Here is a 24,940-nt window from a genome sequence, read left to right on the forward strand (position 1 = left end):
CCGCACGGGATGCACTTGGTGAAATCTAAGAACATTTTGTAATTGCATAAAGTCGAGGTTTATTGAGTAGGGGCAGGAAATGCTCCTTTACCCCTACGCTTTATCTATAAGCCTGGGGGCAGACTAGTATCCTCAACAATTCCATTGAGCGAAGCCCCAAAACAATCAGCATTAGCCCCCATGCCAAACTTAGCGAAGACTGTCCAAACAGCTTTTCTTACCTTAGCGTGTTCGTGATTGGTTAAGCGTCCCTTCGTAAGCAAGTCATTGAGTGCGCAGAGTATTGCGTCACGTTCATCTAGGAAACTGGGATTAGAGGGAGACAGTTTTAATCCATCAACGACCATTTGCCAGCCAATCTGATGACCGCGCTCTTGCGAGCCTCCTAATACCTGCCCAATCTGGCGGTTCATCTCCATTAATGTGGCGCACCAAATCTCACCGATATTATGTTCTTCGTTGTAGATCCCTGTCCCAATATCGCCAAAGTCATGAGGATAGTTGCTATTGTAAGGAAAGTGACGGATACCTTCTGGATTATCAGTCACCCAATCGCCTATGACAACTTTCTCAACTGGCTTACCGAAATTTTGAATCGTCAGAGCAAAATAGTCACCCCAGCCTTCACCCATTCCCCGACTTTGAGGCTGTTGGAGTCCTCGTGGACTATTCATTCGACCACCAACTAAACGATTAGTCACACCATGAGCAAATTCATGAAAGACTACATCTGCATCAAAAGCAGTATGCCGCGGAGGATCAGCAGAATCTACCAATCCCATGTTCATAATGGGTCTTCGCCCATCTGGCGGGGTAAACATATTCGCTGTTCCTCTAACCCTACCAAGAAAAGCGCGAGCATCCACCGGATCGCCAGCAGTTCCTTTCCCTGTAAAATTTATCTTTTGAAAGTTACCAACTGCTTCATTGAAACCCAACAGGTAGAAGAAATCGTGCATATAGTTGCAGAAGTAGAAGATGTTTAATATCTTCTGTTCATCTCCATCAGGGTCGTCAGGATTGAACACGACATTACCATTGTCCCCCTGCCCCTGAAGTTTTTGAATTTCACGTTCTTGCGGTCCTGGAAATATTTCTTCCCAAAGAGCTGCGATCGTATTATTGCCAACGGACTGGTTGTTAATACACCAGTCACCAGGGAATTGAGGAGGCAGAGGTTGGGGGGCTGGAACAGGATACTCATTCAAGTCTCTGGGAAAACGAATCATTCTTCGTGGGGTAGTCCTGGGATTTTCTGTATAAACATTGCCCTCCACAACCGTTCTCATTAAGCTTTGACAGTAAAGAATGTCTGGGTTAGATTGATCGGCTGAGATAATAACTTCGTATTGATCTTGATAATCTGGCAGAGTAATCTGCACGTACCATCCGAGACGTGTCTCAGGATTTTGATAAAAAAGAACCAGATGAGCGGAAATCAAGTCAGCAAAAGGCCCTTTATCCAAGACTGTCGGTTGACTCGGCATGGGAAAAGTAACTAGCACTCGCGGGTTGTAATCGGACAAGTCCACGCTGATAGGGGTTATTGACTGTCCCCAACCGTCTGTTATTTCCTCAGTTTCATTGGGGTTAGCGATATACCCAGCAGCAGCTGTTACGGCTTGGGTAACATCAATTTGCGGCGCAATATTAATCCCGGTTGGGAGATTAACGTTATTTCCGACGACTTCATTAATCTTCTGGTTAGAAGAAAAGCGAACAGTACGAACCATCTGAAAGACAGGAATACCGCGATAGGTTTGTTGTAAGTGAACCGCGCGACTATCAGCACTAGTTGTTTCAATGGTCGGGTCAGGGACGAATTCTACTGGTTCGCTGGGAGCAAATCCGAAAGCAGCACTAGTCTGGCTGACAAAGTTTAACGCTCGATCAATCAGCGATCCATCTGTGCTTGGGGCATTGTTTGAAACGAGAGTGTTGGGCGTACCTGTGAGTGAATTCAAATAAGCGACACTAACAGTATGGTCTCCAGGCAATTGATTAGAGACAGATGACGCAAATTCGCTGAGTTCATCAATACGCGTTTGAGTCGCACGATTTGTGCTGAAATTACGACGGTCAATAGAATGTACCATTGTGCATACCTAACCTTTTTGTAATGAGAAAGCAGAAGTTAAAGAACAAGGGAAAAACTAGTAGTTCGCCAAGTGAACTTGGCGGGGTAAAGGGAAAGGGGGGGCCCCCACGAAGTGGGGATAAGGGGCAGGGGTAAAGGTTTTAAATCCCTTACCCTTTCCCCTTTCCCCTTTCCCCAGACCTCACAAGCGCATTTTTGGGTTGGCAGACTACTAGGTTTTAATAACCTTCTATGGGCTGATCCCAAATTAAGCATTTGCTGTCACCCATGCAGCAGCGCCAACTACGCGGGCAATATCAGCCGCATAGTCAAAATCCACAAACTTATCTCCCTTGCGGTGGTAGTTGATGTTGGGTTCAGCTTCGGGTGATGTTGGATCGGGTCCAACGAAAAAGTCCTCAGAGGTAATGCAAGCTGCGTAGCCCCGTTGGTGGAAACTTGCATGATCGCTCCTACCCTCGGCAGGGTCGGGTTGGGTATAGATTTGAGGATGTTCTAGCCTGGGAGAAAGAACAGAAACTAGCCGTTCAAGACGTTGGGCGAGAACGAGCGATCGCTGCTGCACGTCGGCACATTTAGCATAACCAGCGTGAACTTCAAAGGAACGAGGAGCTTCGATGTTGTAACCAATCATGTCCATCTGGTACACGCCAACAATGGGAGCAGAGATCGCCGCTTGCGTTCTGGCGTAAGCTTGGCTACCAACTAAGCCATGCTCCTCGGCATTAAAGAGGACAAAGCGAATTGTTCTCTTAGATGGGTTAAGGGAATTAAGCTCTTTGATGACCTCGGCAAGCCCTAAGACAGCAGCAACTCCACTTGCATCATCATCGGCACCGGGGGCAGGATCATTTTTGGCATCGTAAGGCCTATCGCTGGCAGCAGTAGAATCTAAATGGGCAGTAACTAGAACTATCTCCTGTGATTGACTGCCTTGAATTTCTGCCTCGACGTTGTATAACTCCCGTCCTTCGTGGACAAACTGATTCATTCTGACACTAAAAATATCTCCCCCAATGCTTTTTAGGTCTTGTGCTAATGCTTCTGTAACCAACGGCATATCTGGACTGTGAATATGTCGGCTTTTGATAATTCTCTGCTGCTCATTGAGAGGTTTGATCCCTGCATACCTTTCTACATGGCTGCGAATTTTGTCGGGTGTAATGGCTTTAAATTTGTCTAATTCAGCCTGAATTAAGGATGGCTCAGTGGTAGGGGAGGTTAAAAAGCCAGCAGTTTTTGCATTATTACCTTCTCCAAATGGTTCGAGCAAACTAATATCGGGCAGCAGTTTCAGATTATGTCCGTGTTGGGCGTTCTCAAAATGATAGTCCTCTACTGAGCGATCTGATGGTAAGGCAACGAAAAGACCTTCGGTTGAAGAAGCCAAAACCATTTTAGAGGATTCATCATTAGCAAAAAATTCCGTTGATCTTCCTTGTGGGTTGAGAAAGCCAGTGCTTTTTTGAAGATCGTCCCGTAGTAAATAAACTTCTGTAGTCAGGGGATCGTCTTCACTACCCAAGCGATCTACTGCAAATCCCAAATCATCAAGTCTCATCGCCGCTTGGCTTGTGGCGATCGCATAAACCTGATTTCCTTTGTCACCAGTCACATACAAAGGTACAACAGGTAAAGATTTAATGACTTGCTGCCATCCCTGTTCACTGCGATCGCTTGGGACAGTTATGCAAATATACCTTAAATGGCTACCATTGAGCACGTCCCAAACTAGACAAGGATGTGGAACTACATGCCAACCAGCTTGTATTGCATAACTTCGCTCATGACTATCCTCACCAACAAATAGACACTGGTTTGGAGTATCAGAATGGCCTGCTTGACGTGCTGTAAACTGAAAGATTTCTGAAGAGTTTTTTGCACCATAAATGATTAGATCAGAATCGAAAAGATCATAAATTTGGCACTTTTCCAGCACTCTCTTTACGTTTTCGGGTTTATCATCGCCGATATTCGATATGATTCCGATGCGACTGTTGCGCTCACGCAACTGCCGTAGTATATCAGGCACATAAGGATAAACATCTAAACCTTCAAGGCGATAGGGAAAGGGTGAAATTCTTGGAGATCCAAGAGTACCGCCTATGTCAAAAAAAATAACATTATGGGTGTTTTCACTCATAATTTAACTTCCCAAAATTATTTACAATGCTCTTTATTAAATGAGGCTTTCTGGTAGCAATCGTACAGAAACTTAAGCTAAAAAACTTTTTACTTGCTTTTGATACAAATCATCCACTATGACAAAGATTGCCTTTTTTCCTAATTCACATTAGGCGTAAGTGGATACGCACAACTTTGGAGATAGTTAAGCAATGGTTGTATACCTTCAGGTAAGCTCAAGTCATCAAATGAGACATTGCACTCCTCGCCCTCAGCTGTTTCAACAGTAATGTTGTAGTTAAACAAGTCGCGGGCATGTGGCGCGTGATTACTTTTAGCTTTTTGTAGAATGCCGCTTTGTTCCACTAAAGACTTTAACTTAGCCGCTTCGTTGCTTGGAAGTAAGTTTGTATCCACTTCACAACCCCTTCTCAAGCCTGCGTATCCTCCTGACTGAACGAACTTAACTTTCATAGTTGAGTAAGCCTCACTTATTGGCTGATTAGCAAGAAAAAGAAGAAGGATGAAAGACAAAAGATATAAAAATAAATGCTTCATACAGGAGAGCGGTCATACACTTTATACTTCACACTTGCTTCTTTTCCTTGCCATCCTCTCAAAGAGAGGGGAAATTAAACTTGCTTGTCATTTTTCCATTGGAGTGAGGAGTGAATGGCACTAAGTTAAGTCTAAAAGCAAGTACTGTAATGAGTGTAAGGGTTGGAGAGGAGCAGAGGGGAAGAAGAGAATTTATCCCTTTGGCTCAAATGCGAATGGCACGCTTAAAAAACACAAACCTTTAATATAGCTGGTTTTCGGGCGTAAGGGGTAAGGATGTAAAGGAAAAAACTAAGAACCAAATAATACCTACAAATCAACAACTTCCCTACACCCTGCCCTGGTAAAGATTTCAGCTTTTGTTCATGACATTCGACTCAGATACTCGTGGAGCTTCTTCTTTCTCCCGTGCTTCTTTGCTCTCCTACACTTATGGTGTCTTGACCATTCATTCCATCTGTGTTAATGCCATTCAAATGAGCAGCCTTTGGTCTATATTGTGGATGCTGCATTGTCCCACAAGCGCAACGACGACTAGGATACATACCAAAATTGGATAAATCAATGTGAGTCCCAAAAGCTTTTGGTCCCAAAACTTCCCGAAATTCAAAGTTTTTCTGTACAAATTTAGCGTAATCGTGATTGCCGTCTGTTTGAGCAATTCTAATCATGGCATTAGCCACATCTGCAAAGCTGGCATTAGTGTTTGGGGACTCAATGATAGCACGCAGCACAACTTCACCCAAATATTTCCCAGTTTGGTAGAGAACTTCGGCACTATCTTGCACATAGGGATCTCTGCGTGATGTAAACAAATCTGCCAAAGTGTCGAATACTCCTCCTGTAAATACCTGAGACAAGTCATGTACCTCAGGAGTAACCTCACTGAGTTTTAAGTTATTATCTGCATTTCGCAACCCATTACGTAAGTTAAAAGCCAGTCCAAATTCCTCTGCTAGTTCAGCCAATATATTCTTTTGATGTAAATCTGCTTTCGTCTCCGCGACAATATACTCGACCAAATCCAACTGAGACAGAATCAAAAAGATGGATGTCAAATCACCAAATGACTCGTGTAAAGCTCCTGTTTGTGCTGGCGCATCCCATAAGATCCATTCAGGCTTTAGCGAGTCCAATATTGCATGTCCAGTTTCGTGGGCAACAATATCTAGTGAACGACAAGTAAAAACTTTCGAGGTTAAATTTGAATCTTTAAAGGGAGTGAAATAGAAAAACTTTAAAGCTTTTTCCTCACGGCTATAAAAGGCATTTGCCGTTTCTCCTGCATGAGGATAAACATTGATTGCTTGCTCACCATTATCTTGACCCCACTGCCAATTCAACTTTTTCTTCAATACTCTTTGGTAGAAAGTAAGAACTTGACGCACGACAGTATAAGTATGTACCGCGTCGAAAGCTTCCACATTTGCAGCAGGGTCTGTTAAAAAATCTCGATTAACATCCGCAGGAACAGGCACAACACCCTTTATTCTAATTTGGGAGTCACTAGGCCCATCGTTTACTTCGGTGTGAACATAAACAGTTCTTGGCAATTTTAGTTCTGTTACAGAAGGATCTTGCTTCCAAATACGCGTGCGAGAACCAAGTATAGGTGGATTTATTTGTGCAGGCAAGTCCAACATTTTCTCTGCTACAGCGCGAACAGCTCCCTTTTCAGTAGCAAGAGTCTGGAATTTATCAAATTTGTGAGTGATTGGTTTAGCCGCTGATTCAGTGGTCATAATTATCCCTCTTTATATGGCATTATGCTTTTTTAAGCATTATCAAGTATTGGTTCTGTAGTAGTTAGTGATTAGCTTCAGCTAAGATTTTTCATATCTCTAGAGATATCTAAATCCTAGTTTTATCTATTAAAATTAGGAGCTAAATAAGTAGTATAACCAAAACTATTGTTAAGCCCGTAATTGAATTCTCACAGTTAGATAGAAAAACTTTAAGACTGAAAGCTATCCCATTCATCGAGCAACATTCTGAATTCCCAATAGTTATTAAGTAGACATCCCGAATAATTGATTCTGCGTTGCTCAAAATCCTTAGTAGGGGCGAACGTAATACGGTTCGGATAAGCATTTTTCACAATCGAGTGTGGTCTGGGGAATGGCCTTGCAGGTATTGGGTAAAGGATGTATTCAAAACCAATACCTTTAACCGAACCGTATTGGGGGCGAAGGGTTGTTCGCCTTCATATCATTTCTGGAGATGTCTAGTCTTAAAAAATTGGGTATTTGATATCTGAATCATGTTTCGATACATGATTTCATTATGATAAGCTCAAATAGTTAATCCTCTAACTAAAGTTAGACGATAAGTAAGCCAAAGGTATAGTATTGCTGAAAATGAGACTAATTAAGACAAACCTCGTCTCTTTATTGGGTAGATTTAGGTGATTTCAATTAGCAAGTTGTCAATACAACAAAATACGGCAACGATAAACTCTTCAATAGAAAGCATCTTTCCCTCATTCCAGTCACGGTGACGATTTTCTCTCTCCAGATGAGGATTGTGGGATTTTTCTTTTCAATCATTCGTACACCAGCCTTTTGTAACGAAACAATACCCGGATTTCTCACCAGAATTCTCAAAGCCTTATACAATCTAGATTCTGGTTTTTCACACTGCATCAACAAATAAACTGCTAAAAATGCCCGAAACATATTCTGGGTAAGGATTATGAAAAGTGCGATGCCTGCGGCGGGCGTAGCCATCGCAGGGCTTGTGAGAAATGCGGGAATAAGTCGCACATCGCGTTTTGTAAAGAAGTTTATACTATTACATTCACTTTTATAGCATTCAGATAATCTTGAAAATATTAGTAACTATGTATTGAGCTTGTTCTTTTGTAGAATAACAAATTATTTGTCGTTGTTAACACATTAGTGCCGCTCTACAATGCACCCTGTCAAGTTACGCAATATCAAGCATTAGCCCATTATACGCAGCATAAGTCTTTTTTACCTGCCGTTGTTCTAAGGAATCCAAAGTGCTACAACATAGCTGGGATGGAAATTACATCAATTTAAAAGTTTAACGACATTAATTTCATAACACGACAAATAAATTGTTATCCGACATTTGCTATGGGGAGATACTTCCCAGCAATTTTTGTTAAAAATACTATAAGTAATTACAAGTATGGATTTGCCACAACCCCTGGAATCCCCCTATGGATTCTGGAAGTCTCCTATTACTGCTGACGCTATCGTTGCTGAAACGATTAATATTCAAGAAGTAGCGTTAGATGGCAAGGACGTTTATTGGATCGAGTCACGACCATCAGAAAAAGGTCGATATGTAATTGTCAGACGAACTGCCAATGGCGAAATTGTCGATATTACTCCAAAGGGTTTCAGTGCTAGAACACTAGTCCACGAATATGGAGGTGGTGCTTTTGTTGTGAAGGACGGAGTTATATATTTCTCAAACTTCAACGATCAACGGATTTATCGACAAACTAATATAGACACCCCCCAGCCATTGACACCTGATGAGAAAAAGCGATACGCAGATGGTGATTACGACGTGGCTCGGAATCGAATTATCTGCATCCAAGAAGATCACACAAATGAACTCGGTGAGCCTGTCAATTCTATTGTTGCGGTTGCGGTTGCGGTTGCGGACAGTAGGAAATTGGAGTCTCTAGTTCAAGGTAATGATTTCTATTCATCTCCTCGACTGACTCATGATGGTAAGCAAATTGCCTGGCTAACCTGGAACCATCCAAATATGCCTTGGGTAGCCACAGAATTGTGGATTGCTAATTGCACAGATGAGGGGAAACTGGAGAACTCACAAAAAGTTGCAGGTGGTTCAACAGAATCAATATTACAACCAAAGTGGTCGCCGGATGGTTTACTCTACTTCATTTCTGACCGGAGCGGTTACTGGAACCTCTATAAATTTGTGAATGGCAAAGTTGAACCAGTTCTTTTGGATGAGGCTGAGTTCGGTCAGCCTCCTTGGCAGTTTGGAACTTCTACCTATGCATTTGTATCTGCCAACCATATCGTCTGCACTTATGCAAAAGGAGGAAGGTGGATACTAGGAATCATTGACCTCTTGACGGGTTTGCTTAAGCCTATCGATACACCGTTTACTTATTTCACAGCTCTTCATGCCACACCCGAAAAGGTTGTGGCTATTGCAGGTTCACCCACTATGACCTCAGCGTTAGTTCAGATTGACTTAAAGACTTACGAAGTCGAAATCCTACGTCGGTCTACTCAAGAAAACCAGCAATGGCAACCTTATTTTTCTACTTCTGAAGCTATTGAGTTCCCCACCGAGAAAGAGTTGACAGCACACGCCTTTTTTTACCCTCCCAAAAATCCTGAGTATATTGCATCTGCTGGAAGTAAACCTCCTCTATTAGTGATGTGTCATGGTGGTCCTACCGCAGCATCTGACGATACTTTAAATTTGTCAAAACAATTTTGGACAAGTCGAGGGATCGCAATTCTTGACGTTAACTATGGTGGTAGCACTGGATTCGGTAGGGAGTACCGCGATCGCCTGAAAGGAAAATGGGGAATTATTGATATTGATGACTGTATCAATGCAGCGAAGTATCTCATTCAAAAAAATTTAGTTGATAGCCAACGGATAGCTATAACAGGAGGAAGTGCTGGTGGATATACAACATTAAGCGCCTTAACGTTTCGCAATTTCTTTAAAACAGGAGCCAGTTTTTATGGCGTTAGTGATTTAGAGCTTTTGGTTCGGGATACGCACAAATTTGAGTCGCACTATCTCGAATGGTTAATTGGCCCTTATCCAGATCGACGTGACCTCTATGAAGAACGCTCTCCTGTGCATCATGCTGACAAACTCTCTTCGCCCCTGATATTTTTTCAAGGCAATGAAGATCGAATTGTTCCTCCCAACCAAACGGAGAAAATTGTCGAGGCGTTGCGGGGTAAAAATATTCCCGTAGGTTATTTTCTCTTTGACGGCGAACAGCACGGCTTTCGGCAGGCAGAAAATATTAAGCGTGCTTTAGAAGCGGAGCTGTATTTCTTCGATTTATGGCTGACAAAATCAGGTTTGCGTTTTTGATTTATTACCGTTTTGGCATAATCCACATAATAAAATATGACAAATAAGACTATACAACACCCAGAACGCTGGACTCGCGACTACATCTTCGACATTCTGCGTGAGATAGGCATTCACTACATTTTTGGTGTACCAGGTACAAATGAAATTCCAATTATTGATGGCACATCATATCCAGAAAATGAAGTCCAATACATTGAATGTTTACATGAAAACATCGCCATCGGTGCAGCGATGGGTTCGGCACGGATGAGCGGCAAACCAGGCGTTGTTGTTGTCCACGTTACACCGGGTATCGCTCATAGCATCGGTAATCTTTTCAACGCCTGGCGATCGCATGTCCCCTTAGTAATACTTTGTTGCCAGCAGCAAAATGAGTTAGTAACACAAGAGCCACTCTTGGCCTCAAACCTCGTTGATCTGGCACGGCAGTATACGAAATGGGCACATGAGGTTCGGACACCCGAGGAAATTGGGCTGGTTTTACAGCGTGCGTTCAAAGAGGCGATCGCGCCGCCTAACGGTCCAGTGATGGTCGCCATCCCGTGGGAATTTACAATGCGCCACATTGATGCCGAAGATCGTATTCCAGGGATCACGCAGATATCGCCCCATTTCACTGGTGACTCATCAACAATCCAGCAAGCGGCTTTGCTGCTGGCAGAAGCAAGAAACCCGATTATCATTGCTGGTGATGCAGTTGGCTATGCTAATGCTTGGCCAGAGTTACAGGAACTCGCGGAACTCCTGGGCGCACCAGTACTACTCCAGACCTTCAGTAGCGTGGCGAATTTCCCCAATGATGACTTCCATTGGCAGGGAGAACTCCCTGGTACCCAATTAGGAATGCAGCAAGTATTTCAGGATCATGATGTTGCCTTTTTCTGCGGCTTCGGTCTTCAAGCTCAGATTACAGTTTTCAAGTATTCCGACGGTCCTCTGATTCCCCCCACTGTTCAGCAGATTTATTTGACGAATAACACCTGGGACATCGGCAAGAACTCTTATAGCCAGGTGGGAATTCTCGGCGATATCAAAACAACACTCCCACTGATCAATAACCTTGTTCGTCAGAATCCCCCGGCAGAGGCGGTAAAGCGCAACGAGAATCTGCGACAACTCAATGTCCAGCGACATCAACAGTGGCAACAATATTTGGAACTAGCACTTACAAAAGATGAGATTTGGGCTGTTGTCATTGCTGACGCGCTCCGCGAGGCGATTCAGGAGCGCGGTCTGGAGAAACAGTTTGTGTACGTCCATGAGGCAGTCTCCGATCCAGCACCGTTCCAGTATTTTCTTCCACTTGGCAATGATGGGGCCACACCTATTAGCTACTATTGCGTAGCTGGCGGCTCCCTCGGCTGGTCAATGCCTGCTTCTCTGGGAATTAAACTCGAAAGCTTTGGTTGGCAAGGCATCGAGACGCGCCTGGTCGTTAACGCCGTCGGTGACGGCTCATCGCTGTTTTATCCGCAAACTTGGTGGACTGCGGCACACCGCGAACTCGGCATACTCTATATCATTACGAACAATCAGGAATACCAAACACTGCAAAGCGGACTGCAACAGGTAGTCGCTGCATATAGCTCTGCACCTGGCTATGGCTGGAAACCGAAGACTAATGACCCTGAGTATCTGCGAATTGAGAGGCCAAAACTCGACTTTGTAGCTCTGGCGAGGGCCTTCGGTGGTCAAGATGGTGAGATTGTAGAGACTTCCCAGGACGTTAGTTCTGCTGTAGGGCGCGGCATTGATTATGTATTGGAGACCCGGCGCTCGTATATCCTCGATGTACGAACTGCCAAAGACACGCTCTCAACGCCATTGACCCAGCAGATGTCTGCACGCTATACCGCACAACCGCCACTCAACTTTTTTCATCGTCAGGTGGAAAAATCATTTTTGCGGACGCAGGCTCCTGGCGCAGCGGTGAATGTTCCGATTATTTTTTAAACCAAATACCAATAGAGGATGACAAATCATGGCAGAAATCGATATTGCGATCGTCGGTGGTGGTGTATCAGGCGTCTATAGTGCGTGGCGGCTCAAACAAGCCTACCCAGATCAAAATATCGTTGTCTTCGAGGGGAGCGATTATATTGGGGGGCGTTTGCTCTCAGTGCGCCCGCCCGATATTTCAAACATGGTTGCGGAACTTGGGGGGATGCGTATCCTCCCAGCAGTGCAACCACTGATCGCAAAGCTCATCGGAGAGCTTAATAAAGTCCTCCCACTAGAGCAGCAGATTGAGTTGTATGATTTTCCGGTCGATCAACCACAAAACATCGCCTATCTCCGTGGTGTCTATCTCCGGCTTTCCGATTTCATTATCAAACCGGATAAAGTGCCGTATCATCTCTCGTTTCTGGAACGTGGTGGTACAGCAGGCAGCATCATCATCAATGCGATTGAGCAGATTGTACCGGGAATCACAAATCCAAAGCTTACTGAATCTCAACGCCGAGAGATGGTGCATAACGCGAGTTTTGCCGGAACACCGTTATGGAAACAAGGCTTTTGGAACGTGCTAATACGCATCATCAGCGGCGAAGCTTACGAGCTCGGCATCGATGCTGGCGGCTACAACTCAACACTCACTAACTGGAATGCCGCTGATGCAATTCCCTGGTATCTCTCCGATTTTGGCATTGACCCGCAATACAAGGGTTTTAAGAAAGGATTTCAGGAGGTACCCAAATCATTAGCGCAGCTTTTCTCCAAAGCTGGTGGCGAAATTCGGCTTAATACTAGGCTCGACGGCTTCGATTGGAAAAACGACACATTTGAACTGAGCATCCAAGGAGAAACGATCGCTACAAAATCATTGATCCTCGCTATGCCGCGCCGCTCACTCGATCTGCTTGTGCCCACAAGTCCGCCTCTGCTGGAGATTCAGCACCTCATCACTAGCGTCACACCGCGCCCACTCTTCAAGCTCTTCACAACCTATACTAACCCGTGGTGGCGTGCAGCAGGCTACACGGACGATGGTAAGTTCATTCCAGTTGAGTCTGGACGAACAGTCACAGACCTGCCAGTGCGGCAAACCTATTACTGGCCCAAGGACGACGGCAAACCAGCCACCGAGGGGCCATCGATGCTGATGGCAAGTTATGATGATGGCACAGACATCGGCTTTTGGGACGGTCTCCGCCCACAACGACATCAGGCTTGGCAAGCGCGTCGGCAGGTTGCGGAATTAGTGAAAAATCCATACCTGGGGTCAAGCAAGCAACAGTCTAACAGCGAATGGGACAAATACGTGGCACCGGCACCGATGGTTGAGGAGGTGGCACGCCAGCTTGGGATCATCCACGGTCTCAACTATACACCGGATGTGCAGAACGCCGCATTCCGCGACTGGGGTGATGACCCGTTTGGCGGTGGATGGAATAGTTGGAATATCGGTGTAAAAAGTTGGGAGGTGAAGCAACAAATTATCCAACCGCTCGGCACTGATTGCTCTCTCTACATCTGTGGTGAAGCTTATTCAGACGCTCAGGGTTGGGTTGAAGGTGCACTGCAAACGTCCGACATGGTGCTGGAAAAGTTCGGTATTAGCCCCTTACTGTCTAGTATGTAAATTTTGTCAATCCAAATAATAAATCGGAATTGGGAAAAATATTTAGCTCCTTCACTGTGCTAACAGAATTAAGTCATAGTAATGCAGCATTTGAGATGATTTTGAAAAAATTAGGTGACAAAGATGATAAATGAAATTCAAAATACCCAAATAGACAGCTCCAATAGACAAATCCCCCTCATCATCATCGACAAGTTTAGACCATTAAATGTGGAGGATGAAATTCTTGGCTATATTGCTATCAGTACAGCAACAGATAATGCTGAAGATGACGAGTATAAATCACTTTTAGCCAATCTAAATTTGAGTGCAAATTCTCCTGAAGCAAGGGCTGAAAATTTGGTTGGGCAGACTGAATCTTGTCTTCAAGAGATTGCTGTAAGACTATCGGAGCTTCAAACAAATGATCCTGAAATTGTCATTGCAGTACATGGATTTAATAATAAATTTAATAGTGTACGAGCTTGGTATGAAGATATTCACCATTATATTAATGCTGATTCTACTACTAGGAAAAGAAATCTTATCTTTATTGGCTATCGATGGCCTTCAGAAAATTTTATAGATCATCTAATACTTAGTATCGTTCATGCATTTGAAGCTTTACCTGTTCTGCCAAAAAATATTTTTTTTCTTGGTCTATTAATTAGTTTACTATTGTTAACTATTTTACTGAATTTTTATACAAACTTTTTAGTTTTTTCCTTTGGATTAACTACTATTATAACCTCACTCATTCTTACTCTAATTATATTGAGGTTGATAGTCTACTTTCGAGATACTTATCGATCTGCTTATTTTGGAACTCCTGATTTGGTAGAGCTAGTCAGGCAACTTGATCGTGTTATCTTACAGCATAACCCAAATAATAAAGTAAAATTGAGTTTTCTAGGGCATAGTCTAGGCTGCTCAGTAATAACTAATGCCATTCGCATTCTTTCCGATGCCTTTGACCCTCTATCAATTGGTACTCTCAACACTTATCAAACTGGGAAACGACCAACTAATGAGATTGGGCGAATTTTCCAACTTGAAAGGCTTGTTCTTGTTGCTCCCGACATTCCTGTAGAGTCAGTTATTCCTCGACGTTCAAACTTTTTGCGTTCAGCAATCCGACGTGTTAAAGAGGCGCACGTATTCACTAATGAAGGAGATCTTGCACTGAGACTAGCGTCTACTGCCGCGAACTACTTTAGCTTTCCAGCCAAGACTCGCTTTAGCGGCTACCGTCTTGGTAATCTGACAGTGAAACACTTCAAAAACTATAAAGACAAGTTAGGTTTCTCTCCACAATATGGGATCATCAACAATCTGGGTCCTTGCTTAAATCTTCCATTCAAGCATCTTGAAATCCGCTCTTCAAACGCTGAACATAGGGAGTTAGAAGAGCAGCCTTTCTATCCTTGGGTTGCCAAAAATCCCAATGATGTAACTAATCGCTTTAGCTACTATGACTGCACTGACTATTCTGACTATAACGATCTAACAAGTTGCTATAAAGGTATTGTTAGCCTAGCAGTTAGTAAACCTTCTCTCAACTTGCTTGATTATGGCAAACTTTTCTTTGCTTACGTCCTAAATACCTTTAATTCTAAGGTTGGTGTGGATACTCATGGTGGTTATTTTCAAGGGAAATTTGGTAAAGACCTAATCTATCGTCTTGCTTTTGCCGGATTTACTAAACTACGCACATCACTACATCCAAAAACCCTTGATCAAGTATGTCAAGAGAAGAAAATTCAAGTTGTCCTTTCTCCCGATAATCCATTCTCTTAGAGCTTATCTTAGTGCCATTCAATACATTCAATATATATAGTATCTTGCAGATGTTTGGTCACATCTCGGCTCAACACCAACTACATCTAAAGAAATACTATGTTTAAGCTAAAAATACAACTTTTGACTGAAGAAGCAATTTAACTGTTGAAACAACATAGTAGGAAGCACAGGGCGAACGCACACAAAACCTGAAACCCTTGGTGTATAGGAATATCGATGAAAAAATAGGCTAAATTATAAAACGCTGAAACCCTTGCTATTAAGGGATTCTTATACTTTAGATGCGTTTGCCTTGGTAGGAAGCAGCTGGTAGGAAGCATTTAAAAACTTACGCTTCTTAATATTAACTAAAGAATTTAAGAGTGGAAAGTTTATAACATTAAAACCAAAACGGCGACAAAGTAATAAACGTAGCGTGTTGAGATGCAATATTGCCACCAATATGTACACCAAAGCCATTTACAGTTTTATTAACTAAGAATTCAGAATTATATCCAGTTTTTTGAATTTTGGTGAAAGCACTTCTACGCGCTGACGAACACGACTAATGAATCACCTCAAGCCATTAGCTTCAGCATATTGGAAATGCTGTTTATTAGAGATGAGAGTTCAAATGCGCTTATCAGTGCAATGAGTGTTCATTGGCTAACAACTGTCATCCGTTTTACGTAAGCGATGGTTAAATTTGCTTGGTTTAAGTAAAGTTAACTATTCTCTGCCATTGCAACTTTTAAAACCCAGAAACTGTGTTTTTTCCTGTAATCAGCAGATAATTAATTACTAGCAACAAAAGCAATTCAGCTTACTTCTTTTGCCTTTTTTATAATTACCATTAGTTGTAAGTATTTAAGTTTAGTTATTTCCAGGCTAGTAAAGAATCTGCATAATTTGTAGTGTAGTGCTTTAAGAGTTTAATGAGGATAAAGTCATGGGCAACAAAATAAATGAATGGGAAGATGATCCAATGTCTAAAGGTTCTGTAACCCATTTAATCGAGGTACTAATACCTAATATAGATGACCAACCTCTTCCGGTTGAAATTGAAGATACTAAGCCTGAACCAGAACTTTATGAGCCAAAAACAAAAGAATTCATGTACTGGAATGCAGCAGCAGCATTGCAACGAGGAATTAATTTTTGGAGAGCTATTTTACCTCCTTCAATAAAATGGGAACAAGAAGTTGGAGAAAAATTACATATTAAGCTTGATGAAGGTGTTGATTTAAATGCCTATTATGATCGCAATGCACTTAACTTTTTTCACGACAGAGTTAATGGAACAACAGTTTACTCAGGAGAAAGTCCAGACATAATTTGTCATGAATTAGGACATGCGGTACTTGATGCTATACGACCTCAATTATGGAATACTATGAGTATTGAGGTTGCTGCATTACATGAGTCTTTTGGTGACATAAGTAGTATCCTTTCGGCTTTGCAACTTAAATCTATACGAGAAGAAGTAATCTCACAGACAAATGGACAATATTTATCTTCGCGTCTGTCTCGACTAGCAGAACAATTGGGCTGGGCTATCAGATTGAAATACGGTTCAGAGAGTGCAGATTTTGACTGTTTACGTAATGCCGTAAATTCTTTCTTTTATCAAAAACCTGAAACTTTACCTCCAACGTCTCCGGCTTCCTCAATATCATCAGAACCACATTCTTTCTCCCGTATATTTACTGGTGCTTTTTTTGAAGCTTTGTGTAATATGTTGTTGACCTTGAATCCCTCACCTAATGAGGGAGATCTATTGCAAATTAGCCAAGTTATAGGTCAACTTTTGATTGATGGAATTTTAGCTGCGCCAATTGTTTCTGACTATTTTATCCAAGTTGCAGCTCACATGATTGAAGCAGATAGTAACAGAAATAATGGCAAGTACACGGAATCGCTGAAGACTGCATTTGTGAAGCATGGTATTTTCTCACTTCAGGCAGCTAGAGAGGTGACTCGTCTACAAAGATCCATGATCTCAAGCGCAGATAACCAGCTAATGGAACTTACTCAAGCAGCTGTTGCTGGTGCAGAATTTGGTCTTGAAGTGGAGACAATTATAGTTTATCCTCCAACTCAACCTAGAAGGTTTCATATTAACGCAGCTGTTGTAAATAGAGAGGAGATGGCTACACCCTCTGCTATAGACGCTGCACGCTCCTTTGTAGAAGATCTTTTCCAGCAAGACAATGTTGAGATCCAAAGCACACATATTGCTTCTTTTACTATGAGGGGGCCTATATCTGGAGTTCCTAAAAGAAAAACCCACAAGCTAGAGCAAGAAAATGGAAACTTTATTCTCAGGAGGCAGCTGTTCGATTGTGGGCTAAGATGTAGATGTCATAGAAGTGAGAGTCTTTAAGGGATTTTCAATATGCAAGACAACACAGCAGAGGAGTCTTTGAAAGTAAAGATTGGTCACAACAAAATCAAACAAAAAATAGATATCGTAGAGCAAAAAAACTTGACTGAGGAAGAATTAATAATCATGCACCCTTCTGAGGAGAAGTATGTGAGAGACATTCTTTTTAGACAAGAAGCGGCAAGATCGCAGGATGGGAAACTTCCACCCAGTGTAACCCACGAAATTGTTGAAGAAAATGATGAAAAGTTGCCAAAAATTCAGAGGCGACGATTCTCAGCATTTTAGTCTTATTTATTCATAATAAAGGGGAAGTTTCAAAACTTCTCCTTTATCCGCCAAAAATATCGCACAGGATGAAATGGCAGCGTACACTTCTTATAGTTTTTCTTTGCCTTTGTATCATTTTTAAACTGCAATTAGCAGCATATCCGGCAGTGAATGAAATAATACAAATTACTCTCGAACGTACTGGTGGCTTTGCAGGAATAACTACAACAAAGATTGTTAATACTGCTAATCTACCTATAGATAAAGCCAATCAATTACGTCAACTGATTCATAATGCTGACTTTTTTAATTTACCTACAAACATAAACTCTAAGCCGCCCCATCCTGACCGTTTTAAATACAAGATTATAGTAGAAAAGAATGGTCAACGTCATACAGTCGTAGTTAATGAAGAAGCAGTCACAAGAGAGTTGCAGCCGCTAATAAAGTGGGTAAGAGATTTAGAATACTAAAAATTATGATTTTTACAACTGATATATCCTTTTTACTAATTTGTAAGTTGATTTTGACTTTATAGATGAGATAAATATTGCTTTGGTATGGGGAAATATTTCTTAGAGGGGGTTTGAAAAGTCGGTCAGTTTGTAAAAAAACTCTCTTGGTATAAGCTGTGAATAGATATATACACAGCACCGAGAGAGCAACATGAGTAAAGCATACCCCAGTAATCTGAACCATGCACAATTTATCCAACCGCTCGGCACTGATTGCTCACTCTACATCTGCGGTGAAGCCTATTCAGACGCTCAGGTTTGGGTTGAAGGCGCACTGGAGACCTCCGACATGGTGCTGGAAAAGTTCGGTATTAGCCCTTTACTGTCTAGTACAGTACGGTGTAAATAAGCAGACCATTAAATAGCCAAAACTTTGCCTTGTATGTCCACTTAAAAGGTCAGGAAAAATGCATCTTAATTTACTAATAAAAACTAAAGCAAATTTCAAGATGACATCAATAACTGGGAAAATTGATGAAATGATAAATAAAATTTTTGTCACTTTCCGTATCCGGCTTAACCTCAAGTGAACATAGCCACAACAAGCAATACCCGCGTTCAGTTATAAAAATACTAAGGAGTTATGATCATGAGTACTAAACCAGAACAAAGTCCATTAAGCTTTGTTGCCCCAATTAAGGCCCCAGTGCCAGAAAACTATAAAGCCCTAAAGGAAATTTTAGAAACTGGGACTTTTGGAACAGCACTAGATCAGATTGGTACAGTGCATTTTGGGCGTTTTATGTTCCTCGAAAAAGTTACGCCAGAATCAGGGGAAGAGTATTATGCTAAATTTGCACTCTTTACTGCCTATGACGGAGATTTTAAGAAATATGTTGATGACTTTGTTGCAGTAGTTAGTGACTTTTTCAATGCAGTGTTAGTGCATTTAGAAAATGCTGAAGGGTTAATTCCAGTCCAAAAAGACTCCGAAGCTTTTGCTGATTATATAAAAAAATATAATCAGCCAGTAAAAGTTTGGTATAGTGCTTACCCTACTTTAAGTGTGGTTAAAATTCGTCAGCTTGCGTCTAACTCCTAAGAGGTTATCTGGAAAGTGTTTCAATGTGACTTTATGAACTTTTAGATCCCCCCTAACCCTTCGATAAATCGCGGGGCACCGGAATCAAAGTCCCCCAATTAATCGGGTAATTTAGAAGTATCTAAACTTTTGATACCGATAAGAGGACTTTTCAAACATCCTTTAAACTAAAACTTACTTTAGTGGCAATCACACCCCTAGAGTAAGTTGTACTTGATTAATCTGAGAAGTTCTATTTGGCAACGCTTTTATTTAGAGCCGGACTGAGCAAAAAGGCAGAATATGTAAACTTTTTTGTCGCCAAGTTTAACGCAATAATTCTCCATTTGTCAAACATCCTACTTCTGAAATTGAGAAAATCTATGACAAATGAAAAAACTCTAACGCAGCTTAACTTTAGTGATATCCAGGGTTATATTATCCGTGGCTATAACATGAACAATGTGCGACATTTTGTTCTATACATTAAAGAAGCGAAGGCCGCAAAGAAATTTATTGGTAGCTTGGTCAGCGGTATTGATGAATCAATTCCTCAGATCACCACTGCTGCATGGTGGGACATAAAACCGAGTTATTGCTTAAATATTGGATTTACTTTTGAAGGTTTAAACGCTCTCCAAATTGTTGCAGATATTGGTAAATCCTTTTCCGGTTCCAACTACAAATCATTTAGACAAGGTGCTATTGCTCAAGCAACTCAAGTAGGTGATATTGGAGAGAGTGCCCCTGACAAATGGAAAGGTGGATTAGGAACATCTAATACTCATGTTTTGCTCTCGCTCTATGCTCAAGATAGTAAGGTGTTAGAGCAGCAATCGGATAAACTGCGATCGCTCTTTAAAGAAGGAGACGCACTTAAAGAATTATCTTGCTTTGATGGAGCTAAACTTCCTGATGAGAAAGGCCAACCTAGCGATATAGTTCATTTTGGTTACAAAGATGGAATTTCACAGCCGAAAATAGAAGGTGTTCCTACAAAGCGTGGACTTTCAAAATTCCTCGACCCCCAACCTATTATTCCTGCTTATGAGTTTATCCTGCTGGATGATGAAAAAGCTCCTTACTACGTACCGACACCTCCGGAGTTGGGCTTGAATGGTAGTTTTGCTGCTTTTCGAGTCCTGGAACAAGATGTAGCTGGCTTTGAAAAGTTTCTCCAAGAGCAAAAAGATAAAATTGATTCAGACAAACTGGCAGCTAAAATGTGTGGCCGATGGCGCAATGGTGTCCCTCTAGACCTTTCTCCAGATGCTGATCAACTAACCCCTCCTAAAGAACCAATTATTTACGAACAATTTAATAATTTTGATTATTCTGATGATCCACAAGGATATAAATGTCCGATTGGTTCACATATACGACGCACAAATCCTCGTGCGGCAAAAATACAAGGGGTAACAAATATTCACAGACTCATCCGTAGGGGAATTCCCTATGGGTCTCTTTATAATCCTAACTCTCCTAATGATGGCATTGAAAGGGGATTGCTAGGTCTATTCATCTGTGTGAATCTCAAACGTCAATTTGAATTTGTCATGGAAGAGTGGGTGAATAAAGGAGATTTTGCTGGTCTACCTACAGATGCTAAAGCTCCCCTGATTGGTGCTAATGACAATAAAAGTGGTCAATTCGATATTCCCGTCTCCCCAGACAACCCCTCAATCAAGTTGACGGGTTTTGATCGATTCATTACAACCAAAGGAGGAGCTTACTGTTTTATACCTAGTATTACCGCGTTGCAACACATAGCTAGTTATTCAACTAAGTAAGTCGCGTAGAAAATTTATAGTCTTCGTCGAAAGAGAAAAAAGTCTCACTTAGTAAACTTATTTACCAATCTTGAGATAATTCCTATGACATTTACCGATCAGAATCTAGCTACACAGCGACCGGATAGTCTAAAAGGCTTTTCTTTGCCTCGACGCGAGAATTACTTTCCCTCCCCTGCGGATTGGAGAAATGAAGTGCTCTATTTTCTCTTACCCGATCGCTTTAGCGATGGTAAAGAGGATACACGTCCTCTGCTGAATCGACAGCAACTGAATCTGGCCCGCCCTAATCTACCGAATGGGCAGTCTTGGCGATTTGATAAATGGGCAGAGTCGGGAGGCGATCGCTGGCAGGGTGGGACACTCAAAGGATTAGAGTCGAAGCTGGATTATCTGAACCAACTGGGCATAACGACGATCTGGGTAGGGCCAATTTTTCAGCAACGGGGTCACTTGGATAGCTACCACGGTTACGGCATTCAAGATTTTCTAGAGGTCGATCCTCGCTTTGGGACTCGCCAAGATTTGGTCAGTCTGGTCAATAAAGCCCACGAAAAGAGACTACGCATTATCCTAGATATCATCTTTAACCATTCAGGATCTAACTGGCTCTATGCTCCGAATACTCCTGGGGGAGAATTGGAACCACCTTATACATCTGGTTGGTATCAGTTTGGCTCATGGCTAGGCGATCGTGGACAACCCATTGCGGTAAAGCCTCAAACGAGCGCAGAAGGAGTGTGGCCGAGGGAACTTCAGGAAGCAGATTGCTACACTCGTGCTGGCAAGGGAGATTTGGGGCGAGGAGGCTTGGATGATCCCAATGCGGAATTCCGGCGTTCGGATTTCATCACACTACGAGATTTTCAGTTGGAGTATCCCTATCTATTAGATAACTTAGCCCGATGTTATAAATACTGGATTGCGCTGACAGACTGTGATGGCTTTCGGATTGATACACTCAAGCATGTGACCTATGAACAAGCCCGAAATTTTTGCGGAAATATTAAGGAGTTTGCAGCCAATCTAGGTAAGAGTGACTTCTTTCTAGTGGGAGAAATAGCAGGCGGAGACTATAACGAAGACCGCTATCTGGATGTGGTGGGGCAAAATCTAAACGCTGCTCTGGATATCGCCGAGATGCGGGTAAATCTTAACCTAGTTGCCAAAGGGCTGATAGATCCAAGAGCCTACTTTAACGGGTTTGATCCAGGGAAAGCTGTAATGGGGTCGCATCGGAATATCGGACGGCGGCATGTTTCAATTTTGGATGATCACGATCATGTTTTTGGTGAAAAAATCCGCTTTTCCAGTGAAGCTGCATCGGATCATCAGGTGATTGCTGGAGTAGCATTGCAACTGTTTACATTGGGAGTGCCCTGCATTTACGCTGGAACTGAGCAGGCATTGGCGGGGCCAGAACCGTCTGAACGGAGGTGGTTGCCCGGCTGGAAGAAATCCGATCGCTATTTACGGGAGGCGATGTTTGGTCCAGAGCATCCCCGACAATCTGGTGTGGCGGGACTGCAAGCCCTCGATCAAAACTTACCTGGTTTCGGGCCATTTGGGACAGCAGGTGCTCATTGTTTCGAGCCAAATCACCCTGCCTATGTCCGGATTGCGGCAATGGCAGCAATCCGTAAGCAGTTCCCAGTGCTGCGATTGGGACGGCAGTATTTGCGACCGATCGCAATTCCCTTCTTAAACTTGCCCTTTGGTGATCACGGACGGAGTGGGGAAATTATCGGTTGGTCACGGGTTTTAGATGATGAAGAGGCGGTTTGTGTGTTAAACAGTCATGGAACGGATAATCGGGGAGCAAGAGTTTTGGTAGATGCCAATCTGAACGCGATCGGAAGTTCAATGACGGTGATTCTGAATACGGCTGAAGTGATAAATCTGCCGGGTTACACAGGTACTCACAAAGTGGGATCAACAGTATTGGTGCAGCAACAAGATGGGACTGCCTATGTTGAAATCCAACCGATTTCAGCATCCGAATTTTTGATTCTGACGAATCATCCCTGAGGTCAAGCTGAGGTTGTGCGATCGCAGATGCTAAACCAATACGGTTCGGATAAGCATTTTTCACTTTCCTTGTGGTCTGGGTAAAGGGTAAGGGGTAAAGGGGCAAGGATGTATTCAAAACATGAGTCCCTTTCCCCTTCCCCCTTTAACCGAACCGTATTGGATGCTAAACAACTGACTGATTTCCCGCCAGGATAATAGGAGGAAACTATGAAGGTGAACAGGAAAAACAGTTATTACCCCTCGAACCGATTTAAATATCTAGCAAAATCATTATGCGTGTTCATCCTGACTCTCTGTTTTGCGATCGCTGTCTTTCCCACATCAGCACAAGCCAGAGTTATGCAATACCAGAAAGGTAATCCTGCTGATGTTAATCCACTCTTATCTGGGATGGTCTATGACTTAGGCGGTGGGGGGCATGATGTTGATCCGGCAATTCAGTGGATGATCAACCAGGTGAGGGGGTGTAGCAATTGCGCCACCAAAGTAGATGTGGTGGTGATTCGCTCGCCTGATGACGATCCCAGCAACGATGATGCTTACAATCAGCCTATTATGTGCATGCAGGGGGTCGATTCCGTAGAAACTTTCGTGATTGGCAGTCGGGAAGATGCTAATCAGTCTGATGTCGTCAATCGCATCCGGCAAGCCGAAATAATTTTCTTTGCAGGAGGAGACCAGTGCAACTACGCACGAAATTTTCAGCGCACTGAACTGGAGGATGCCGTAAAATCCGTCTATGCACGCGGGGGTGCAATTGGTGGCACTAGTGCTGGTGCTATGATCCAAAGTGAGTTTATCTACAACGCTTGTTTACAAGGACGAGAAAATATCACCAGTGACAATGCTTTACGCGATCCCTATGCAGACATAAGTTTTACCAATAACCTGTTCGAGTGGACAACCCTCAAAGGCACAATCATCGACACGCACTTTGATGTTGATGAGCGTATGGGTCGGTTGATGGCATTCATTGCCCGCCAAATCCGCGATGGCATGGCAGATGAGGTTTTGGGCATTGGCCTGCCAGAAGCCACTTCGATGGTTGTTGATCAGAATGGCATGGCTCAGGCTATGGGAAAAGGACCAGTCTACATTGTCTTAGGCGATCACTTACCTGAAAGGTGTGAGCCGGATCGATCACTCACGTTCTCTAATTTCAAAATATGGAAAGTAGATAATGGGCAGACGTTTGACCTAAAGAACCGACCTACCAGAGGCTATTATCTCAGGACGGTCAATCAGGGACAACTCAGTGCTGATCCTTACCGATCTAACTAATCACTTTAACCAAACCAATGTAGCGGGCTTGCCGCAGCCCTAAAGTGAGAATTACTTGAGATAGCGTTCCCTCAACTCCCGCTCTTGCATGATAGAGCTTTTTCCAATCAGTGGAAAGCTGTTGTTTTCGCACAGTTTGCAAGAGCAACCTGAGATTTTTGTAGTCTTAAAAAGTAAAAGATATAAGAAAATAGGATAGCGCATTCAAATACTGTGGATTGAGTGTAAATAACCTTTCGCAGTGAGGATCTCCATATTTCATTATCAAGACTATTTTTTGAACAAAATCCTTCAGCAAACTTTTCATAAATCATTGTATTTGTTCTAGCAAGGCGAAGGAATGCACATAATTCTCCACCTTGCCAAAAGTTCTTCGGTTCGTTGTTTATTCTTTTTTATTTGCTCCCTCCAGATTTAAAAACAATATGTGTATTCTGTGACTGTTTCTAACA

17 protein-coding genes are annotated in these 24,940 nt (G+C 42.6%); 11 read left to right on the forward strand and 6 right to left on the reverse strand.

Going from position 1 to position 24,940, the window contains the following annotated elements; translation table 11 throughout:
* Positions 1–104: 104 nt before the first annotated feature.
* From IQ274_RS07055 to IQ274_RS07075, 5 genes are all read right to left on the reverse strand, one after another.
* A complete protein-coding gene (locus IQ274_RS07055; RefSeq protein WP_194141806.1) occupies positions 105–2,096 on the reverse strand; it encodes a M36 family metallopeptidase in 1,992 nt (663 codons plus the stop codon).
* Positions 2,097–2,345: 249 nt separating this feature from the next.
* A complete protein-coding gene (locus tag IQ274_RS07060) occupies positions 2,346–4,241 on the reverse strand; it encodes a M20/M25/M40 family metallo-hydrolase (protein ID WP_194141807.1) in 1,896 nt (631 codons plus the stop codon).
* A gap of 140 nt (positions 4,242–4,381) precedes the next feature.
* A complete protein-coding gene (locus tag IQ274_RS07065) occupies positions 4,382–4,780 on the reverse strand; it encodes a protealysin inhibitor emfourin (protein WP_228058079.1) in 399 nt (132 codons plus the stop codon).
* A 377-nt stretch (positions 4,781–5,157) separates the two neighbouring features.
* Positions 5,158–6,522, reverse strand: coding sequence for a hypothetical protein (locus tag IQ274_RS07070; protein WP_194141808.1), 1,365 nt, complete (start codon positions 6,520–6,522; stop codon positions 5,158–5,160).
* A 672-nt stretch (positions 6,523–7,194) separates the two neighbouring features.
* On the reverse strand, positions 7,195–7,542 hold the full coding sequence (locus tag IQ274_RS07075) for a hypothetical protein (protein ID WP_194141809.1): 348 nt from the start codon (positions 7,540–7,542) through the stop codon (positions 7,195–7,197).
* 391 nt (positions 7,543–7,933) lie between these two features.
* Here IQ274_RS07075 and IQ274_RS07080 point away from each other — a divergent pair, with 391 nt between their 5' ends.
* The 11 genes from IQ274_RS07080 to IQ274_RS07130 all read left to right on the forward strand — a co-directional run bounded on the left by IQ274_RS07080 (position 7,934) and on the right by IQ274_RS07130 (position 24,488).
* A complete protein-coding gene (locus IQ274_RS07080) occupies positions 7,934–9,853 on the forward strand; it encodes a S9 family peptidase (RefSeq protein WP_194141810.1) in 1,920 nt (639 codons plus the stop codon).
* Between the two features lie 36 nt (positions 9,854–9,889).
* The gene (locus IQ274_RS07085) at positions 9,890–11,809 is read left to right on the forward strand and encodes a thiamine pyrophosphate-binding protein (protein ID WP_194141811.1); all 1,920 of its coding nucleotides are present in this window, start codon (positions 9,890–9,892) and stop codon (positions 11,807–11,809) included.
* A gap of 28 nt (positions 11,810–11,837) precedes the next feature.
* On the forward strand, positions 11,838–13,439 hold the full coding sequence (locus tag IQ274_RS07090) for a flavin monoamine oxidase family protein (RefSeq protein ID WP_194141812.1): 1,602 nt from the start codon (positions 11,838–11,840) through the stop codon (positions 13,437–13,439).
* A 123-nt stretch (positions 13,440–13,562) separates the two neighbouring features.
* Positions 13,563–15,215: an alpha/beta hydrolase gene (locus IQ274_RS07095; RefSeq protein WP_194141813.1), complete on the forward strand. Its 1,653-nt coding sequence runs from the start codon at positions 13,563–13,565 to the stop codon at positions 15,213–15,215.
* Between the two features lie 931 nt (positions 15,216–16,146).
* Positions 16,147–17,580, forward strand: a complete 1,434-nt coding sequence (locus IQ274_RS07100) for a hypothetical protein (protein ID WP_194141814.1) — start codon at positions 16,147–16,149, stop codon at positions 17,578–17,580.
* 12 nt (positions 17,581–17,592) lie between these two features.
* Positions 17,593–17,868 carry a hypothetical protein gene (locus IQ274_RS07105; RefSeq protein WP_194141815.1) on the forward strand — a complete coding sequence of 92 codons (276 nt, stop codon included), beginning with the start codon at positions 17,593–17,595 and terminating at the stop codon, positions 17,866–17,868.
* Between the two features lie 68 nt (positions 17,869–17,936).
* A complete protein-coding gene (locus IQ274_RS07110; protein WP_228058080.1) occupies positions 17,937–18,323 on the forward strand; it encodes a protealysin inhibitor emfourin in 387 nt (128 codons plus the stop codon).
* 631 nt (positions 18,324–18,954) lie between these two features.
* The gene (locus IQ274_RS07115; protein ID WP_163929412.1) at positions 18,955–19,407 is read left to right on the forward strand and encodes a hypothetical protein; all 453 of its coding nucleotides are present in this window, start codon (positions 18,955–18,957) and stop codon (positions 19,405–19,407) included.
* A 362-nt stretch (positions 19,408–19,769) separates the two neighbouring features.
* Positions 19,770–21,176, forward strand: coding sequence for a Dyp-type peroxidase (locus tag IQ274_RS07120; RefSeq protein WP_194141816.1), 1,407 nt, complete (start codon positions 19,770–19,772; stop codon positions 21,174–21,176).
* 84 nt (positions 21,177–21,260) lie between these two features.
* Positions 21,261–23,204, forward strand: a complete 1,944-nt coding sequence (locus IQ274_RS07125; protein ID WP_194141817.1) for an alpha-amylase family glycosyl hydrolase — start codon at positions 21,261–21,263, stop codon at positions 23,202–23,204.
* Between the two features lie 279 nt (positions 23,205–23,483).
* A complete protein-coding gene (locus IQ274_RS07130; protein WP_322745212.1) occupies positions 23,484–24,488 on the forward strand; it encodes a cyanophycinase in 1,005 nt (334 codons plus the stop codon).
* Here IQ274_RS07130 and IQ274_RS07135 read toward each other — a convergent pair.
* Positions 24,481–24,630, reverse strand: coding sequence for a transposase (locus IQ274_RS07135; protein ID WP_265578521.1), 150 nt, complete (start codon positions 24,628–24,630; stop codon positions 24,481–24,483). The two genes, IQ274_RS07130 and IQ274_RS07135, sit on opposite strands and share 8 nt — an antisense overlap.
* Positions 24,631–24,940 lie beyond the last annotated feature (310 nt).

Source organism: Nostoc sp. LEGE 12447, from assembly GCF_015206985.1.
Classification (GTDB): Bacteria; Cyanobacteriota; Cyanobacteriia; order Cyanobacteriales; family Nostocaceae; genus Nostoc.

What these genes read in the sequence shown, in the direction of transcription:
- IQ274_RS07055 (WP_194141806.1), bottom strand. Translation starts at nt 2,096, where the DNA reads ATGGTACATTCTATTGACCGTCGTAATTTCAGCACAAATCGTGCGACT.
- IQ274_RS07060 (WP_194141807.1), bottom strand. Translation starts at nt 4,241, where the DNA reads ATGAGTGAAAACACCCATAATGTTATTTTTTTTGACATAGGCGGTACT.
- IQ274_RS07065 (WP_228058079.1), bottom strand. Translation starts at nt 4,780, where the DNA reads ATGAAGCATTTATTTTTATATCTTTTGTCTTTCATCCTTCTTCTTTTT.
- IQ274_RS07070 (WP_194141808.1), bottom strand. Translation starts at nt 6,522, where the DNA reads ATGACCACTGAATCAGCGGCTAAACCAATCACTCACAAATTTGATAAA.
- IQ274_RS07080 (WP_194141810.1), top strand. Translation starts at nt 7,934, where the DNA reads ATGGATTTGCCACAACCCCTGGAATCCCCCTATGGATTCTGGAAGTCT.
- IQ274_RS07085 (WP_194141811.1), top strand. Translation starts at nt 9,890, where the DNA reads ATGACAAATAAGACTATACAACACCCAGAACGCTGGACTCGCGACTAC.
- IQ274_RS07090 (WP_194141812.1), top strand. Translation starts at nt 11,838, where the DNA reads ATGGCAGAAATCGATATTGCGATCGTCGGTGGTGGTGTATCAGGCGTC.
- IQ274_RS07095 (WP_194141813.1), top strand. Translation starts at nt 13,563, where the DNA reads ATGATAAATGAAATTCAAAATACCCAAATAGACAGCTCCAATAGACAA.
- IQ274_RS07100 (WP_194141814.1), top strand. Translation starts at nt 16,147, where the DNA reads ATGGGCAACAAAATAAATGAATGGGAAGATGATCCAATGTCTAAAGGT.
- IQ274_RS07105 (WP_194141815.1), top strand. Translation starts at nt 17,593, where the DNA reads ATGCAAGACAACACAGCAGAGGAGTCTTTGAAAGTAAAGATTGGTCAC.
- IQ274_RS07110 (WP_228058080.1), top strand. Translation starts at nt 17,937, where the DNA reads ATGAAATGGCAGCGTACACTTCTTATAGTTTTTCTTTGCCTTTGTATC.
- IQ274_RS07115 (WP_163929412.1), top strand. Translation starts at nt 18,955, where the DNA reads ATGAGTACTAAACCAGAACAAAGTCCATTAAGCTTTGTTGCCCCAATT.
- IQ274_RS07120 (WP_194141816.1), top strand. Translation starts at nt 19,770, where the DNA reads ATGACAAATGAAAAAACTCTAACGCAGCTTAACTTTAGTGATATCCAG.
- IQ274_RS07125 (WP_194141817.1), top strand. Translation starts at nt 21,261, where the DNA reads ATGACATTTACCGATCAGAATCTAGCTACACAGCGACCGGATAGTCTA.